The organism is Achromobacter semiaridum (assembly GCF_053543755.1).
Map to the genome: position 1 here is coordinate 31,286 of NZ_JBLVOL010000135.1, position 15,734 is coordinate 47,019.

General features: G+C 64.7%; 16 protein-coding genes. 5 read left to right on the forward strand and 11 right to left on the reverse strand.

Features of this window, described 5'->3' with window-relative positions; genetic code table 11:
* Positions 1–97: 97 nt before the first annotated feature.
* The 3 genes from ACNPP0_RS27890 to ACNPP0_RS27900 form a co-directional block, all read right to left on the reverse strand.
* Complete coding sequence (locus ACNPP0_RS27890; protein ID WP_448707705.1) at positions 98–1,072, reverse strand: SphA family protein; 975 nt, start codon at positions 1,070–1,072, stop codon at positions 98–100.
* A 195-nt stretch (positions 1,073–1,267) separates the two neighbouring features.
* Positions 1,268–1,597 (reverse strand): YciI family protein, encoded by a 330-nt coding sequence (locus ACNPP0_RS27895; protein WP_332608495.1) that lies wholly within the window; start codon positions 1,595–1,597, stop codon positions 1,268–1,270.
* Positions 1,598–1,689: 92 nt separating this feature from the next.
* Positions 1,690–2,190, reverse strand: coding sequence for a hypothetical protein (locus ACNPP0_RS27900; protein WP_332608494.1), 501 nt, complete (start codon positions 2,188–2,190; stop codon positions 1,690–1,692).
* Between the two features lie 272 nt (positions 2,191–2,462).
* Here ACNPP0_RS27900 and ACNPP0_RS27905 point away from each other — a divergent pair, with 272 nt between their 5' ends.
* From ACNPP0_RS27905 to ACNPP0_RS27915, 3 genes are all read left to right on the forward strand, one after another.
* Entirely contained in the window at positions 2,463–3,050 is a 588-nt protein-coding gene (locus ACNPP0_RS27905) for a TetR/AcrR family transcriptional regulator (RefSeq protein WP_448707706.1), read from the forward strand.
* A gap of 135 nt (positions 3,051–3,185) precedes the next feature.
* Positions 3,186–3,701: a hypothetical protein gene (locus ACNPP0_RS27910; RefSeq protein ID WP_448707707.1), complete on the forward strand. Its 516-nt coding sequence runs from the start codon at positions 3,186–3,188 to the stop codon at positions 3,699–3,701.
* 65 nt (positions 3,702–3,766) lie between these two features.
* Positions 3,767–4,390: a hypothetical protein gene (locus tag ACNPP0_RS27915; protein WP_448707708.1), complete on the forward strand. Its 624-nt coding sequence runs from the start codon at positions 3,767–3,769 to the stop codon at positions 4,388–4,390.
* 23 nt (positions 4,391–4,413) lie between these two features.
* Here the strand turns inward: ACNPP0_RS27915 and ACNPP0_RS27920 are convergent, their stop codons facing one another.
* Entirely contained in the window at positions 4,414–5,313 is a 900-nt protein-coding gene (locus tag ACNPP0_RS27920; RefSeq protein ID WP_332608490.1) for a LysR family transcriptional regulator, read from the reverse strand.
* Positions 5,314–5,427: 114 nt separating this feature from the next.
* Here ACNPP0_RS27920 and ACNPP0_RS27925 point away from each other — a divergent pair, with 114 nt between their 5' ends.
* Positions 5,428–6,303: an aldo/keto reductase family oxidoreductase gene (locus tag ACNPP0_RS27925; protein WP_448707709.1), complete on the forward strand. Its 876-nt coding sequence runs from the start codon at positions 5,428–5,430 to the stop codon at positions 6,301–6,303.
* Between the two features lie 48 nt (positions 6,304–6,351).
* Here the strand turns inward: ACNPP0_RS27925 and ACNPP0_RS27930 are convergent, their stop codons facing one another.
* From ACNPP0_RS27930 to ACNPP0_RS27955, 6 genes are all read right to left on the reverse strand, one after another.
* A complete protein-coding gene (locus ACNPP0_RS27930) occupies positions 6,352–7,926 on the reverse strand; it encodes a serine hydrolase (protein WP_448707710.1) in 1,575 nt (524 codons plus the stop codon).
* A 7-nt stretch (positions 7,927–7,933) separates the two neighbouring features.
* The gene (locus ACNPP0_RS27935) at positions 7,934–9,055 is read right to left on the reverse strand and encodes a hypothetical protein (protein WP_448707711.1); all 1,122 of its coding nucleotides are present in this window, start codon (positions 9,053–9,055) and stop codon (positions 7,934–7,936) included.
* Positions 9,056–9,138: 83 nt separating this feature from the next.
* Positions 9,139–10,284 (reverse strand): D-alanyl-D-alanine-carboxypeptidase/endopeptidase AmpH, encoded by a 1,146-nt coding sequence (gene ampH, locus ACNPP0_RS27940; RefSeq protein WP_332608486.1) that lies wholly within the window; start codon positions 10,282–10,284, stop codon positions 9,139–9,141.
* A 150-nt stretch (positions 10,285–10,434) separates the two neighbouring features.
* The gene (locus ACNPP0_RS27945) at positions 10,435–11,349 is read right to left on the reverse strand and encodes a GAF domain-containing DNA-binding protein (protein WP_448707712.1); all 915 of its coding nucleotides are present in this window, start codon (positions 11,347–11,349) and stop codon (positions 10,435–10,437) included.
* A 136-nt stretch (positions 11,350–11,485) separates the two neighbouring features.
* A complete protein-coding gene (locus ACNPP0_RS27950; RefSeq protein ID WP_448707713.1) occupies positions 11,486–12,769 on the reverse strand; it encodes a M20 aminoacylase family protein in 1,284 nt (427 codons plus the stop codon).
* 8 nt (positions 12,770–12,777) lie between these two features.
* Positions 12,778–13,761 (reverse strand): Bug family tripartite tricarboxylate transporter substrate binding protein, encoded by a 984-nt coding sequence (locus tag ACNPP0_RS27955; RefSeq protein ID WP_448707714.1) that lies wholly within the window; start codon positions 13,759–13,761, stop codon positions 12,778–12,780.
* Between the two features lie 108 nt (positions 13,762–13,869).
* On the opposite strand from ACNPP0_RS27955, the gene ACNPP0_RS27960 reads away from it, so the two are divergent.
* A complete protein-coding gene (locus tag ACNPP0_RS27960) occupies positions 13,870–14,865 on the forward strand; it encodes a LysR family transcriptional regulator (protein WP_448707715.1) in 996 nt (331 codons plus the stop codon).
* Between the two features lie 14 nt (positions 14,866–14,879).
* On the opposite strand, the gene ACNPP0_RS27965 is transcribed toward ACNPP0_RS27960, so the two are convergent.
* Positions 14,880–15,410, reverse strand: coding sequence for a GNAT family N-acetyltransferase (locus ACNPP0_RS27965; RefSeq protein WP_448707737.1), 531 nt, complete (start codon positions 15,408–15,410; stop codon positions 14,880–14,882).
* Positions 15,411–15,734: the final 324 nt, after the last annotated feature.

The following is a 15,734-nucleotide window of genomic DNA, read 5'->3' on the forward strand; positions in this document are numbered from 1 at the left end:
GAGTCTGATAGGGACGAAGCGGCGTAGCATACTCCTGCCGATCCGTCGTGCAAGGACCCGGCCGACTGGGTCCATGCGCCGGCGTTGCCAGCAAGTTTCAGAACACCAAGGTCGCGGTGGCCATGGCCGTGCTATTGCTGTCCAGCCTGTTTTTGCTGCTGATGGTGGGCACCCAGCGCAGGCTCAGCGACAGGGATCGCTTGTCCGCCAGCTTCCTGTCGTACGTAACGATGGGCCCCAGCGCCCAATCGTGGCCCTTGAAACCGTTGAGCCGGTCGGCCGTTGGCCCGGTGTCGTTGCCTAGTTGTTGCTGGGTCCCCAACACCAGCCCAGCGCTGATGCCGTTGCTGAAGGTCTTGCGGCCCATGACGTCCCAGCTGAAGACGGGCGCGTTCTGGTAGTCCGTGGCGTTGTTGCGGGTGTAGAACTGCACGGCGGCGACGGTATCCAGCTGATAGCCGGATTCCGGAAAGATCTTGGTGTAGGCCACCTGGGGAATGAACGTCCAGTTGTTCAGACTGGGGTTGGCCATGTCCTTGGCGTTGTATTTGCCGGTAGGGGCCCAGATGTTCAGACTTAGCGCCATGTGCGAGGTTTGCGAGAAATGGTAGCCCGCGATAACCGGCGTGAAATACAAGTCGAACAGGCCCAAGGCTGTGTCGGTCTCGCCTATGGACCTGCCACCCGCGCCGGTTACCTTGGAATTGACCTTTGTCCAGACGTACGGCAGCGTGAAGCTGGACGCGAAGTTCCAGCGGCCCGGCCCCGTGTCCCAGGTCTTGAGCACGGTGGCCAGCGTGAACGCGACCTTGGCATCCAACCCTAACGAGGTGCGTCCGCTTACCGGCACCTCGCGGCTGCCGCCGATGGTGCCGTCCAGGTACAGCTGCGACAGGTTGACGGCCCAGATGGGTTCGGGTGACACGATGCCCGCATTGGGCTGCACATTGGTGCCCGTGACCTGACGGCCCAGCGCGCCTTCGGTGGCAAAAGCCGCGCCGGGCAGGGCCAGCAGCACCACCACGGCAGAAGCCACCGCATTGCGAGCAACCCATGTTGCGGCATGATCCATGTTGCTGTGCTCCGTTAAGAATTACCCAGACCGCAAAGACATGCCCCGAACGGCTGCAATAACCCGGGCGATGGCCGATAGTAATATGCGCAAATTGTCGGGGGAAGTAGAGATAATCCGGCCCGGTCTGATCTGGTCCGTGGCGGCTGGCAAGAAGCCGTTGCCGCGAACCCGCCCAGCGTGGCAGGTGATGCGCTAGGCCGGTTCCAGCGGCCAGACTTCGACCACGCCGTGCGCCACCGCGCACGGTGTTTGCGACACGATGGCGATGGCCTCGGCCAGGTCCGCGGCTTCGATGATGGCAAAGCCCGCCAGGGGCAAGGGCGACTGCAAGTAGGGGCCATTCGTGATTTCTACCCCGGCCGCGCCGGTGTTGCGCACCTGCACCGGCGCGCCCGCTATGCCCATCAGCACGCCTTCTTTCTGCAATCGCGCGTCGTGTGCGTGCGCGGCGTCTCGCAAGGCGACCGGAGTGCGGTCGTAACCCGCTTGATCGCCATATCCTATCGTCACGAATTTAGGCATCAGAAGTCCTTTACGGATGGGGTATGAAACGCCGAACGGGGATGCCGAAATGCGCCGCTAATCGCCGATACGCCGACTGCGGGAACGCTCCATCAGCCCTGTTTGCCGAAGCCGCCACTGGCCCATTCGGATGCGCGCTGCACGGTCAGTTTGTACGTCGGCGGCACGTTGACCTGGGCCAGTTGTTCGCCGGATTCATCGTACGCGCTTAGCACGGCGTAAGGCTCGTCTTCGTCGGGCACGATGTCCAGCTTGACCGTCAGGCGGCCCGCCTCGGCGTCGATCTTCACGCTTTTGTGCAACGTGGCATGCAACTGCTGTTCATGGCGGCGCAGCACTTCGTTGGCGGTCTTGACCAGGGTGATGAAGGCGGGCGAGTCAAGCGGCTTGGGGTTTTTCTTGTCGCGGCCCATGGTCCACGGCCCGACCAAGGCCGGCTCGGATTGGCCGTCCATCGTCATTTCGACGGCCCAGCCGTCGTCTTCTTCATTCTTGATGACCCGGGCGGTCCAGCCGTCATCGCGCCAAAGCCTGGGCTCCTGTTCCTTGCGGTCTTCGGGGCTGTCCGGGTCGGGTAGGCGGGTGTCGTTCACTGCGGTGTTTCTCCAGGATTTCTGGGCGCGACGTCCAAAATTTTGTCGGCCCCCCGGCACTGTAGCCTAACGAACGCGTGCGGTCCTGGGGGCGGGATGTTCGAAGCACGCCGGGCAAGAGCGGGCGCGCGCGGCGCCCGATCGCCTGTTGACACGAGTGTATCGGCACGAAATTGTTGACTCCCAACCGACCAACTAGTAGATTGGCAGCCATGCGCGCCCCTGGTGAATATTCCAGTAGCGGCCTACCCGTAAACCGAATTTGGAAGTCCATGAGTTTGGAACTCTCGCCCAAGGCCCTTGAAATCGTCGAGCAGACGCGACTGCTGCTGGCCGCCGGCGGCTATCACGGCTTCAGCTATGCCGATGTGTCCGCACGCGTCCACATCGGCAAACCCAGCATCCACCATCATTTCCCCACCAAGGAACACTTGGTCCTGAGCGTGGTGATGGTGCATCGCGATCAGGCGCGCCAGGGGCTGGCCAAGCTTGACCAGCATGTTGAAGACCCGCAAGCGCGCTTGACGGCCTACACGGAATACTGGGCCAAGTGCATCCGCGAGGGCACGATGCCCATGTGCATATGCGCCATGTTGGCCGCCGAGGCGCCCTTGATTCCCAGCGCCGTCGCCGCTGAAGTCCGCGCCTATTTTGCCGAGCTGGCAGCCTGGATCGGCTCGGTGCTGGCCAGTGGGGCGGCAAAGGGCCAGTTCCACTTGCGCGACAAGGTCGAGGCCGAAGCGCAGGCTTTCATGTCGATGGTGCATGGCGCGATGTTGACGGCGCGTGCCTTCGGCGACCCCAAGGTATTCGAATCGATTGCACGCGCGGCCATCAAGCAGTTGAGCGCGGCGGCCTGACAGTGGGATAAGCGCACCTCGGGGTGCGCGCCGTTGACCGTTAACCCCCGCATTCGCAGTGCCGCTTTATCCCGCTTTTTTTTGCCCTGATTGCCGACCAACTAGTCGGTTTGTTTCCTGTCTGGAGTTCTTGCCATGCCACATCCTATTTCCACCTTGGGCGCCGCCCACACCCTCATCAGCCTTGTCCCCGCCGTTGTAGGCCTGTACAGCTTTGCGCGGTATCAAGGCATCGACCCCGCAACGCGCACGGGCAAGCTTTATCTGGGCGGGCTGGTATTGGCGGTGCTGACGTCGTTCGGGCTGTCCAGCTCTGGTGGCTTCAACGCCGGGCACGCGTTGGGAATCCTGGCGTTGCTGGCCGTGTCGGGGGCGTTGCTGGCGCCGCGATTGTCCTGGCTGGCGCGGTCGCGTCCCTATCTGTCGCAACTGGGGTTTTCGTTCAGCTTTTTCTTGATGTGGGTGCCCGGCATCGCCGAAACGCTGACGCGCCTGCCCGTTTCGCATCCGCTTGCCGAAGGCCCGCAATCGCCCCTGGTGCGCGGCGCGTTGGGGGTGTGGTTGGCGATTTTCGTGGTGGGCTCGGCGGCGCAGTTGCTGTGGATGGCAGCCCAACGCCGCATGCCCGCCAAAGCCGCCGGGCGACCGTAGCGCTGCAACCTAAGACGACATTGCCGGGCACGACCCGTCGCCCACGCATCCCCAAGGAGGCTGCCATGATTGCCCGTGCTATTGATCCGACCGGCCAGGTCCGTATTGCCGATACTCAGCGTCCATACGTTCAAAACCGCGACATTGTGGACCCTTACCGCAGCGAACGCCTGCGGGCGCAAACGCGTGCCGCGCCTCCGACGCAACCGCCTCTGTCGCCCTACGCGCGGATTCAAGCCGTGCAGGGATCGGCTGCGATGGCGGCTGGGGCGCCCCTCGCGCGCGCCGCCCATCGACCCGCCAGCGTTGATGCCGCTCGGCCCACCGCGTCCGTCGACGCGATGCGGGATCAATACACTGCCCATTGCCTTAAAAACGCCATCCAGGCCTACCACGATCAGCAAGCCCGGCTGGATGCGCGTTCCGTCGCGGCCAATCGCAAGCTGCGCGACGAGCAAACCGCCTTGCAAGCGCGGGCTGACGCGGCGCATGACTTGGGCACGATCCAGGGCCTGCTGCCGTACCAGGCCTATCGGTGCGCCGCTGGCGTGATGGCGGTGTTGCCGCCGCCTTTTGCCGTGGCAGCGGGCATGCCGCTGTTAATGGTCGGGCCGGTCGGTACCGCCGCAAAACCGCGCCACAGTACCGACGACGCGTCCGGGGGCGCGGCTCCCTATCCAAGTTCGTGAGGGGTGCTCATTGCAGGTTTCCGCTACCAACGCACGGTTTGGACGAAGTCGACGAAAGCGCGCAACGGCGCCGGTAGATAGCGGCGCCCCGGGAAGTAGAGCGACGGGCCGTTGAAGCTGGGCCACCAGCGTTCCAGCACGGGCGCGAGCTCGCCACGATCGATGTAGGGTTGCAGCCATTCCTCAAAAAGGTAAACCACGCCGGTGCCCGCAACGGCCGCATCCACGGCAAGGTCCGCCGCTGCGCCCAGGCCCACGATCAAGGGACCGGTCACGTCCACCGTGACGGTTTTGCCCTGTTGCTCGAAGTCCCACGAGGGCATGGCGCCACTGGAAAAACGCCCGCGCAGGCAGATGTGCTTGCGCAGATCTTCAGGGCGACGCGGGCGCCCATGGTTGGCCAGATACGCGGGCGACGCCGCGACGGCCATGCGCTGGCGCTTGGGGCCGATCGGAATGGCCACCATGTCCTGGTCCATGCTTTCTTCGTAGCGAATGCCCGCATCGCAATCCGATTGCAGCAGGTCCACAAAGCGGTCCTCGACAACGACCTCAAGGCAGATCTCCGGGTAGGCGGCCAAGAATGGCGGCACGATGCGCGGCAGCACCAGCTTGGATGCCGCCAGCGGCACATTCAGCCGCAGCCTGCCCGCCGGCCGATCACGAAAGTGGTTGGCCACGTCCAGCGCCGATTCCACCGCGTTGAGCGCGGGCGTCAGCTGTTCCAGCAAGCGCTGTCCGGCAACCGTCAGCGCCACGCTGCGCGTCGTTCGGTTAAGCAGCCGCAGACCCAGCCGCGTTTCCAGCCGGCGCACCGCCTCGCTCAATTGCGATGCGCTGGCCCCGGTCATGCGCGCGGCGCCACGAAAGCCGCCATGCGTGGCAACGGCAACAAAGGCGCTGATGTCTTGAAGGTCGACCACGGCGTTTCTCGATTGTTCGGATTTCCGCACAAGCTGTGCGATTGTGCCCGATTGTCGCACGGCCAATCCAGGCCTAGACTGGCTGCATTCACCCCCCGTTCAAGGAATACCCCCATGACCCAAGCCCAACAAGCCGGCACCTATCGCCTGGCCGAATTCAACGTCAACCGCCTTGGCTACGGCGCCATGCAACTGGCCGGCCCACACGTGTACGGTCCGCCCAAGGACAAACAACAAGCCATTGCCGTCCTGAAGGAAACCGTGGAACTTGGCATCAACCACCTGGATACCAGCGATTTCTACGGGCCGCATATCACGAATCAACTGATCCGCGAAGCACTGCATCCGTATCGCGACGACCTGGTCATCGTGACGAAAGTGGGGGCGCGACGCGGCGCCGATGCGTCCTGGATTCCCGCCTTCTCTGCCGCTGAACTGGAATCGGCCGTGCACGACAACCTGCGCAATCTGGGGCGGGACGTGATGGACGTCGTTAACCTGCGCTTGATGTTCGACGTGGCGGGCCCGGCGGAAGGGGACATCGAAGCATCCATGACCACGATGGCCGAACTGCAACGCAAGGGACTGGTGCGTCACATCGGCCTTAGCAACGCCACCGCGCGGCAAGTGGAGCAGGCGCGCGGCATTGCCGACATCGTTTGCGTGCAGAACCAATACAACCTGGCCCATCGCGGCGACGGCGCGCTGATCGATGCACTGGCCAGCGACGGCATTGCCTACGTGCCGTTCTTCCCGCTGGGTGGTTTCTCGCCGCTACAGTCGGCGGTGTTGTCGGACGTGGCGAACAAGGTGCAAGCCACGCCGATGCAGGTGGCGCTGGCCTGGTTGCTACAGCGTTCGCCCAACATCTTGTTGATTCCGGGTACGTCGTCGGTGAAGCACCTGCGCGAAAACGTCGATGCCGCCGCGTTGCGCCTGAGCGACGATGACATCCGGGCGCTGGATGCCATCGCGCCGGAACCGCGCTGATGGGCGGATGCGCGGCATTGATGCCAGCCCAGGCACCCAGCCCGCGCGCTATTGACGGGTCCAGCGGCCCAATCCGGCATCGTCATAGAACTTGATGGCGAAGCCGGCGGCACGGCCCTGGTCCATCTGGAACACCAGCGACGCCCGCGAAGCGACCAGTTCCGCTTCGCCCACGGGCGAAAAAGCGTAAGTGTCGCCATCCCAGTGCGTGAGCGGAAAGCGCATTGCGCGCGGGCCTAGAACCAGCGTCAGGCCATCGTCGGCCTGTTCGATCCGCGCCGCGCCGTAGTACGGATTGTCAAAGCCGCCGGCGTAGGCGGCCACGGCTTGTGCGGGTGTCGGCTTGGCCGGTTCAACCTTGCCGGAAAGGTCCGCCTGCGGTTCAAAAAAGCCCTTCATCGCCCCGTGATAGGCCGCGTACCAGTCCCGTGTCGGCTTGCCGTAAAGCGCCGTATCGGTAAACGCCGCCGCTACGGATTCGGCCGCGCCGATGGGCGCGCCATTGGTCAGCACCACAATGCCGATGCCCGCCGACGGCACGATCTTGAAGGTCGTGCCCGTGCCCATCAGGAAGGCACCCGAATGCCCCATCGACGGCCTGCCGCCCAGTTCGGTGTTGACGTTGAAGCCATAGCCATAGAAGCCTGAACGCGAATTCAGATCGTGGGCACGCGCGGAAAACGCCTGGGCGGTCAGGGCGGGCAGCAGCGCGCCGGGGGCGATAAGCCTCTTGCCCTGATATTGGCCGTCGGCCAGCAGCAGCTTCAGCCACTCGGCCATGTCCATGACGGTGGACGACGCGCCGCCGGCGGGCGCCTGCTGGTCCGCATTGCGCTGGCCCAGCGGCACGAACTTGCCCTGTTGGTAGCCATGCAGAACCGCGTGATTGGCGTGCGCCATGAAGTCGTCGAAGCGATAACTGGTGGCCTGCATGCCCAAGGGCTTGAACAGCCGTTCGTCAGCCTGCTTGTCCCACGGGCGGCCCGCTGCCCTGGCCACGGCGTTGGCGCCGATAGTCGTGCTGAAGTTGGCGTAGTGATAGGACGTGCGAAAGGCATCCAGTGGCAATTGCCGCAAGCGCGTGATGACGTCGGCCTGCTTGTACCCCAGGTCTTCCAGGTCGTCACCCGCAGTGCCCGGCAGCCCCGACCGGTGCGCAAAGAAGTCGCCGATGGTGGCGTGCCGGGACACATAGGCGTCTTGCAGGCGGAAGTCCGGCAGGTATCGGGCCACGGGGTCGGCCCACGCCACGGTGCCTTGGGACACCTCGATCGCGGCCACCGTTGCCGACAGTGACTTGGAGATGGATGCGATCTGGAACACCGTGCTTGCGTCCACGGGCGCGTTCTTGCCGACCTCGCGCGTGCCCCAGCCGCGTACCAGCACCGTCTTGCCGTCCACCACCACGGCCACGGCCATGCCCGGCACCCCGCTGCGCGTCATGATGTCTTGCACGATGCCCGGAAGCGCCTGGACGGCGTGTTGCACGCTGCCTGAGGGAATGGCCACGACGTCCGCCGGCGGGCTGGCCGCGCTGTCGATCGGCACGGGCTGCGCCCACGCCCCGGAACCGCCAAGCGCCAAGGCGCATGCCCAGGCCGGAAATAGTGTTTTGCTTGTCATGGTGCCCTCAGAATCCCGCCTGGTAAGCGATGCGAAAAACGCCTTGGTTGATACGAATGGCCTGGTCGCGCTGATGCGTCAACCCCGCCTGCACAATGAAGCCCAAGGGCGTCACGTAGGTCAGGGCGCCCGATAGCGCCCAATCGACGTCGTCCTTGAGCCCGTAGCGCGCTAGTTTTTGTTCGCTGCCCGATAGCCTGCGCACGGCGGCTGTGGCGGTCAGTTGCCAGCGGTCGCGCGACAGCGACACCGACGTCACGCCGTTGCCGTTTGCCACCGGCGCGCCTCGAAAGGCGGTGGCATAGGTGGCCTCGTTGAACCAGCCCAGGCTCCACGCGTTGCCCAGCGGCGTGTCATAGCGCAGGCGGGCCGACACGGTGTTGGCGCTTTTTCCCTGGGACGGGTCCACGTACAGCCTGCCCGCATCCACGCCGCCCGACAGGCGCTCCAAACCCGGCAGGTCGCGGAAGTCATAGGACACGATGAAGGACTTCATCTGGTCGCTGAAGGCGGGCGGTGCGTCCGTGCGGATGAAGCCATCGTCCAGGCTCAGGCGGCGGTTCAGCGCCGTGTCGTCACGCTTGAACAGCACCGCCGCCACGGAATGCGCGCCTTGGCCAGGCGTGTCCAACGTGTAGCGTCCGCCCAAGCCGATCGATCCGCGAAACTCCGAGTTGTCGTTAAAGCCGGTGTACACGCCGTCGATGACATGCCAGGCATCCCCGAAGCCCAGGTCCATCTTGCCGGCATACAGCGCATAGTGATCGGCCGTATAGGCGGCGAACAGGTTGTCCATATCGACGCCCAGGTCGGAAAACGCGTTGTCCTTTGTTTCGTTGTCGGCCGAGTTGAACGTGGCCTTGGTTCGGATGGAAAATTCGCGCGTCAGTTGCAAGACCAGGGCAGCCTCGGCGGTGGGCTGCACGCTGCTCCAATGGGATCGCGGGATCTGGCCGCTGTCGTCCTTGATGCCGAAAAAGCCGGTGTAGCCGGTCATCAGTAGAAAGCGGCCGTTCAGCTGCGGGTACTGACTGTCGCCATCGCCCAATTCGCTATAGGGCGTCAAGAAAATCTCGGTCTTGAAGATGTCTCTGGCATCTTGCGCCGACGCCGTGTGCGCGACCAGCATGGCAAGCATCCCGAATAACCCAGACAACCCGCACACCGCGGCGTGGATCGGCGGCACGGCGCGCTGCACCGACTTCAACCCGATCACCGCGCCAACTCGGCCGCCAATGTGCGTACTTGCGAATGGATGTTCTCGAACATGGCGAAGTTGACGCGGCTGGCCACCACGAAAATGCCCAGATCCCGGTTCGGCGATAGCACCGCATAGCTCATGAAGCCCCCCAGCCCGCCGCTTTTGCCCAGCAGCAACGGCGCTCCATTGCGCGGCAACGTCGCCACCCAGCCCAAGCCCATGCCGTCGGCGTCGGTCACTTCGGTGCCCACCACTGACTTCAGACCGTCATACGGCAGCCACATCAGATGGTCCAGCGCGAACGCTTCTTTGGCCTGCCTGGCGCCGTCCAGGTGCCAGCGCATCCATCGCGCCATATCGCTGGCCGACGAATAAATGCCCGCGCTGGCATACATCACGTCGGGCACCGTTGCGTTCGCGTCAGGCTTGCCGAACGGGTCCAACCCCGTCATCAACCGCTTCTTTTGCGCATCGTTAAGCACGTTGGTGGTATCCACCAAGCCCGCCGGTCGGGTCACTTCGTTGGCCAGCACCGTTGAATAGTCCGTGCCCGCCGCCTTGGCCAACGCGTCGCCCAGCAAGCCGAACCCCAGGTTGGAATACAGCGTGGTGGTGCCGGGTACATAGGCCGGCTTGTTGGCGCTCATCCATTTCCAGTAATAGGCGCGGTCAAACGCGGCGTAGGGGTTGTCTGACGGCTTGGCGTCCGGGTTGGGCAATTCGCGCGGCAGCCCGCCAGAATGCGTGGCCAGATCCAACAGGGTGATCGGACGGCCGTGGGATTGAAGGTGGGTGCCGTCCGGTGCGTACTTGGCCAGCGGGTCCGTCAGTTTGAGTTTGCCCTTGGCGGCCAAGGACGCCAGCACATCGGTGGCGAAAACCTTCGAGACGGACGCGATCCGGAAGACGGAATGTTCGTCGGGTTCGACCCCGTTGCCCGGCGCCGTCTCGCCATAGCCCTGGATCACGACATCGTCGCCGCGTACCACCGCGATGATGACGGCGGGGGCGCCCGAATTCAGATAGAGCTGCATGCCGGCCATCGACACGGCGTCCTGTAGCGCGGGGTCGGCGGCGTTGGCTGGGGCGGTGCCCAGCGCGCACGCGACGGAAAACGCCAGGGAGGTGAAGCGCGAAACAAAGCGGGACGCCAGCATGCCGATCCTGTAGAAAAAGCGGCGGGGAACGGGGGTTCCTCCGCATGCCGAGATAATCCCAAGAACTTGGCGAACGGTCTTCTGTGTCAGGACGAAACAACATGCCGGCATGACGAACGACATCCGCCGGTGCACGGCAGGGGCGGGCTTTCAGATCCCCATGCGCTCGCGCAGCAGCTTGCGGTACGACCGGGATACCGGCCAGTGGCTGTCTACCGACCGCATTCGGATCAGCCACTTGTCGACGCTTCTGCGGTCCACGTCCATGACATGTAGCGCGTTGGCAATGGCGGTGCGGTGCACACGAAAGAAGGTCTTGTCCGGCAGCAGGGTGCACCACATGCCCAGCGCGCGGGAATCCAGCACCATCGAGCCGTCGTCCAGCCAGATCTCGCTGTAATTGCCGGCCGAGCGCACGCCCACGATGGCGTCGGGCTGTACGCCTCGGACCACGCCGCGCATGGTCAGATAGATGACGGCGGTCGTGCCGTCGTAGAGGGCGCGCAGGTCATCGCGGCGGTTGGCGTACTTGGCTTGCCCGATCAGGTTGGCGCATTGATATACGGCCCGAACTTCTTGCGGGGACCACGTCCTGTGCTGCGCGGTGGTGTCGAAACCGATGATGCCGTAGAGCTTTCCGTCATGAAAGACCGGCACGCTGAGCACGCTTTTATTACCCTGACGCTGGAATTCCATCTGGATCGGCCGCGCGGTACGCGGCAGGTCGTTGATGTCATGAATGGCCACGGCCAAGCCTTTCACCATGAACCGGTGCAACCAGGCGATCAGGGTCGTCGGCACATCCTGCAATTGCTCAACGAAGGGCTGCGTCTGGCCGCGGCACCATTCGTGCGTGTTGCGCAGGCGTAGCAGGTCGGGGCGGTATTCGATCATCCAGGCGCGGTCTGCGTCCGAGGTCTCGCCCATGAAGGCCAGCAGATCCGCGATGGCGTCATTGACGGGGCGCTTGAGCAGGCCCATCGCGCATTGGTACAACCAGTCCGAGGGCGGATAGCCGTCGAGATACGTAGCATTGTGCGTTGCGTACTGACCAGCATCTTTCACACGCAGTTCCCCCGGCGGCCGGATCGCCTGTCCTCGCGCTGGCTGCGCCGCGCGCCCTGGGGCGATTTTCACCTTGCCCGCCGGGAATGACAAGAGAGCGGGGCACGCGTAACGTGCCCAAGCCCCCGGCCGGCTTCTAGCCCGTGTTCCGCGCCAGGAACCGCTGCGCCAGGCGCACGAAATACGCGGCCCCCAGCGGGATCGCTTCATCGTTGAAGTCATACGACGGGTTGTGCAAGCGGCAAGGCCCGGGCCCATGCCCTGCGTCCCGATGCGCACCCGCGCCGTTGCCCAGCAGCACGTAGCAGCCCGGCCGCTCGTTCAACATGAAAGAGAAATCCTCGGACCCCATCAGCCGCGCAAGGTCATCCGACACGCGGTCATCGCCCGCGACTTCGCGCATGACCTCGACCGCAAAGCGCGTCTGTTCGGGGTCGTTCACCAGCGACGGATAGCAGCGTTCGAACGTCAGCGTGGCCGTGCAGCCGAACGTGGTGGCGGCGCCGCCGGTGATTTCTTCGATGCGCCGCTGGATCATGTCCAGCGTGTCGTCGCGGTGCGTGCGCACCGTGCCGCCCAGCCACGCCGCTTGTGGGATGACGTTGACCGCGTCGCCGCCGTGGATCTGCGTGACGGACAGCACCGCCGGTTCGTCGGGTGCGCGGTTGCGCGAGATCACGGTTTGCAGCGCCAACAGGATGTGGCCGGCGCAGACTAACGGGTCGACGCCCAGTTCCGGCTGCGAGGCGTGCGCGCCCTTGCCGGTGATGTCGATGCGAAAGCGGTTGCTGGACCCCATGAAAGGCCCGGCGCGCACGCCGAAGCTGCCCACGGGCAGGTCGGGCCAGTTGTGCAACGCGAATACGGCATCGCAGGGAAAACGTTCGAACAGGCCGTCTTCGATCATGGCGCGCGCGCCGGCCTGGCCGCCTTCTTCGGCGGGCTGGAAGATGCAGTGGATGGTGCCGTCGAACTGCGCGTGCCGCGCCAGGTACCAGGCCGTGGCCAGCAGGATGGCGGTATGGCCGTCGTGACCGCAGGCGTGCATGCGGTTGTCGTGTTGCGACTTGTGCGCGAAGGTGTTGGCTTCGGGCATTGCCAGGGCGTCCATGTCGGCGCGCAGGCCGATGCGGCGCGCGCCCGTGCCGCGCGTCAGCGTGCCGACCACGCCGGTGCCGCCGATGCCCGTCGATACCTGCCAGCCCCAGGCGGCCAGTTCGCGGGCGACAAGCGATGCGGTGCGGTGTTCTTCAAAGCCGATCTCCGGATGCGCGTGCACATCGCGGCGGATGGCGCGAAACGCCGGGTTGGCGGTAATGGTTGCAAGTATCTTGGCGGTGTCGGCGGTGTCGGCGGTGTCGGCGCTGTCGGCAATGCCGGTGTTGCGGTGGCCGGCGCCAGGGTCTTGGTGCGTGGTCATGCGGTTCCTCAAGGCTGCGTCGGAAGGTTCAAGGCGCGCAACGCGGTGACGTCGTCACGGATGCGGGCATCGAAGCTGGCTTTGTCGTAGGCGGTTGCCGATTCCATGCCCATGGCCAGTACGCGTTCTCGCACCTCGGGCTTGTCCATCACGGCGGCAAGCGCGTCGCGCACGCGTTGCAGGCGCTCGGGCGGCACGCCCCTGGGGGCCAGCACGCCCACCCAGCCGACCATCTCCATGCCCTTGACCGTCTGGCTTTCGTTGATGGTGGCCAGGTCGGGGTAGGCCGCCAGCCGCTGGCGGCTGATCACGCCCAGCGATTTGATGCGGCCTTGTTGCAGATGCGGCAGCGCGGTGGGCGGCGCCATGACGGCCAGGTCGATCTGGCCGCCCAGCAGGTCATTGATCAGCGGCGACGCGCCCTTGTACGGCACATGCAGCATCTTGGTGTCGGTGCGGCGTTGCAGGTTTTCAACCACCACCTGCTGGAACGTGCCCTGGCCCGGGCTGCCGTAGCTAAGGCTTTCCGGCGCGGCACGCAGCGCCTGCACGACCTGGTCGATATTTGATTGGGGAAGATCCTTGCGGGCCACCAGGATCAGCGGCGACGTAAACACCAGCGAAACCGGGTCGAAATTGTCGGTGCCATACCGCAGGTTGCGATTGACCAGCGGCTGCAAGACCACGTCGTTGATGCTGCCGGCCAGCAGCGTCGTGCCGTCGGGCTTGGCCTGCGCGACGCGGCCGGCGCCAATCGCGCCGCTGGCGCCGCCCACGTTCTCAATGACCACGGTCTGGCCCAGGCGTTCGCTCAGTTGCGGGGAAATCGCCCGCATCACGGCGTCAATCGACCCGCCGGCGGGGAAGGGGATGACGATGGTGAGCGGCTTGTCGGGCCAGGTTTGCGCTTGCGCGGGGGCAAACGTGGCTGCCGCGACCAGGGCGGCGGACAGCGCGGCGCGAACCCGCGCGCGACGGAAAAAGTGCAGCATTTCGAACCCCTTGTTTTGTTGGTGTCAGGCCGCTATTGCGCCTTGAATAGCTATACTTGAAAAGTGAAATATCAATGAAAGATATGCCATTTAGGAATAGCTAACCCCATGCGTACCGCCACCGCCACCGCCACCGCCACCGCCACCGCCACCCCCGGCAGCCCGTCCTCCGCGGCCACTCTGTTTAATCGCCTGATCGCGCGCACCCGGCTGCGGCATTTGCAGCTGATCGTGTTGGTGGCTGAATTGGGCAGCGTGCAGCACGCTGCCGCGCAGATCGGCCTGACCCAATCGGCCGCCACGAAGATGGTGCTGGAAGTAGAGCGCGTGCTGGAAGCGCGCCTGTTCGAGCGGCACGCGCGCGGCATGCGGCCCACCTTTGCCTGCCGGGACTTGCTGCCTTTGCTGCGCAATGTGATGAACAGCCTGACCGGTTGCGCAGAGTCCTTGGCGGCGGCGGGCGCGGGCTTTGAAGGGACCGTGCGCGTGGGCGCAATCACTGCCGGCGTCAGCGGCGTCATCAACCCCGCGCTGCCCGAATTCTTTGCCAGGCAGCCGCAGGTTCGTCTGGAATTGTTCGAAGACGCGCTGCCGGTATTGCTGGGTCGTTATGCAGATGGCGAACTGGACTTTCTGGTCGCGCGTGAACCCGCGCAGCTGGCGCCCGATTCCCAGTTCCAGGCGTTGCTGGCCGACATCTGCGTGGTGGCCTCGGGCCCCGGGCACCCGCTGCTGGGCCGCCGCAATCTGCAACCCGCCGACCTGCTGGCCTACCCGTGGGCCAGCCCGCCGCTGGATAGCCAGACCTACCGCGCGTTCGAGGCGCTGTTTGCCGAATGCGGGGAACTGCCGCCCCTGCAACCGCTCAGCACGCGTTCATTTGCCACCATGGTGCATTACCTGCGCGCCAGCCAGGCACTGATGATGGGCCCCTTGAGCTTCGTGCGCGAAGGCCTGGATTCCGGCGCGCTGGCGCGGCTGGACTGCACGCTTGCCGACACCTTGCCGCCGCTGGGCCTGGTCAGCCGTACCGAACCGCGCAACCGTAGCGTGGCGGCTTTCCAGGCGCATCTGCTTGAGGCGCATGCGGCCCGCCGCCCCTGATTGCCGCGCGTTTGCTACGGGATAACCGAGTAAATGGACGCAGGCACCGGCCCCCCATGCAGTTGCAGCCGATTGCGCGCGGTGCATTCGTACTGCGCGCCCACCTTGCGCGCCACCGCCTCGCTTGCCGCGTTGCCCTCTGCAATCACGATCTCGACACGGTGCATGCCCAGGGTGTCAAAGGCGTGGGGCAGCATCGCCAGCACCGTGCGATGCGCAACGCCTTGCCGTTGGGCGGACTGCCGAACCCAGTAGCCCAGATTGCAGAACAGGTTTTGCTGATTGATCGCGTTCAGCCCCACGCCGCCCAGCAACTGACCAGTGTCTTCAGAGAACACGCCGAACTCATATCCCGTGTGCGCGTCACGGCTGCCACGGCACATCGCAAACCAGTCCAGGGCGTTTTGCTTGGAAAACGAAGCCGTGCACCACGGCATCCAGCGGCCGACCGTATCGACGGATTCCCGCGCGGCTTCCGCGAAATCGCGGGCGTCGGTATCGTGGAATTCACGCAAGAGTAGGCCTTGGAAAACGACGGGCTGCATGATCATCAGGGCGGGGCGATTGAATGGATGGGGCATTATCGCCGGATGATTGCGGTTTGCGATTGAGGTTTGCGATTGCGGTTTGCGATTGCGGCTCGCGATTGCCGTTTGCGATTGCGGCTTGCGGGGCGCCGTCGGCGACCGCTGTCCGCTGACGCAGGCGGGCATTGCGAGTAAGGTAGCGGTTAGCGCGCTTTCATACGCCGCGCTTTCCCACGCCACGCTTTTACACTTTAAGGCCCGATTGCCCGGCACGTCACCTGTGCCGCCAGCAGGAAACCGATCATCATGAAGATTCTTCGTTTAGCAGCACGGCCCGGCCAT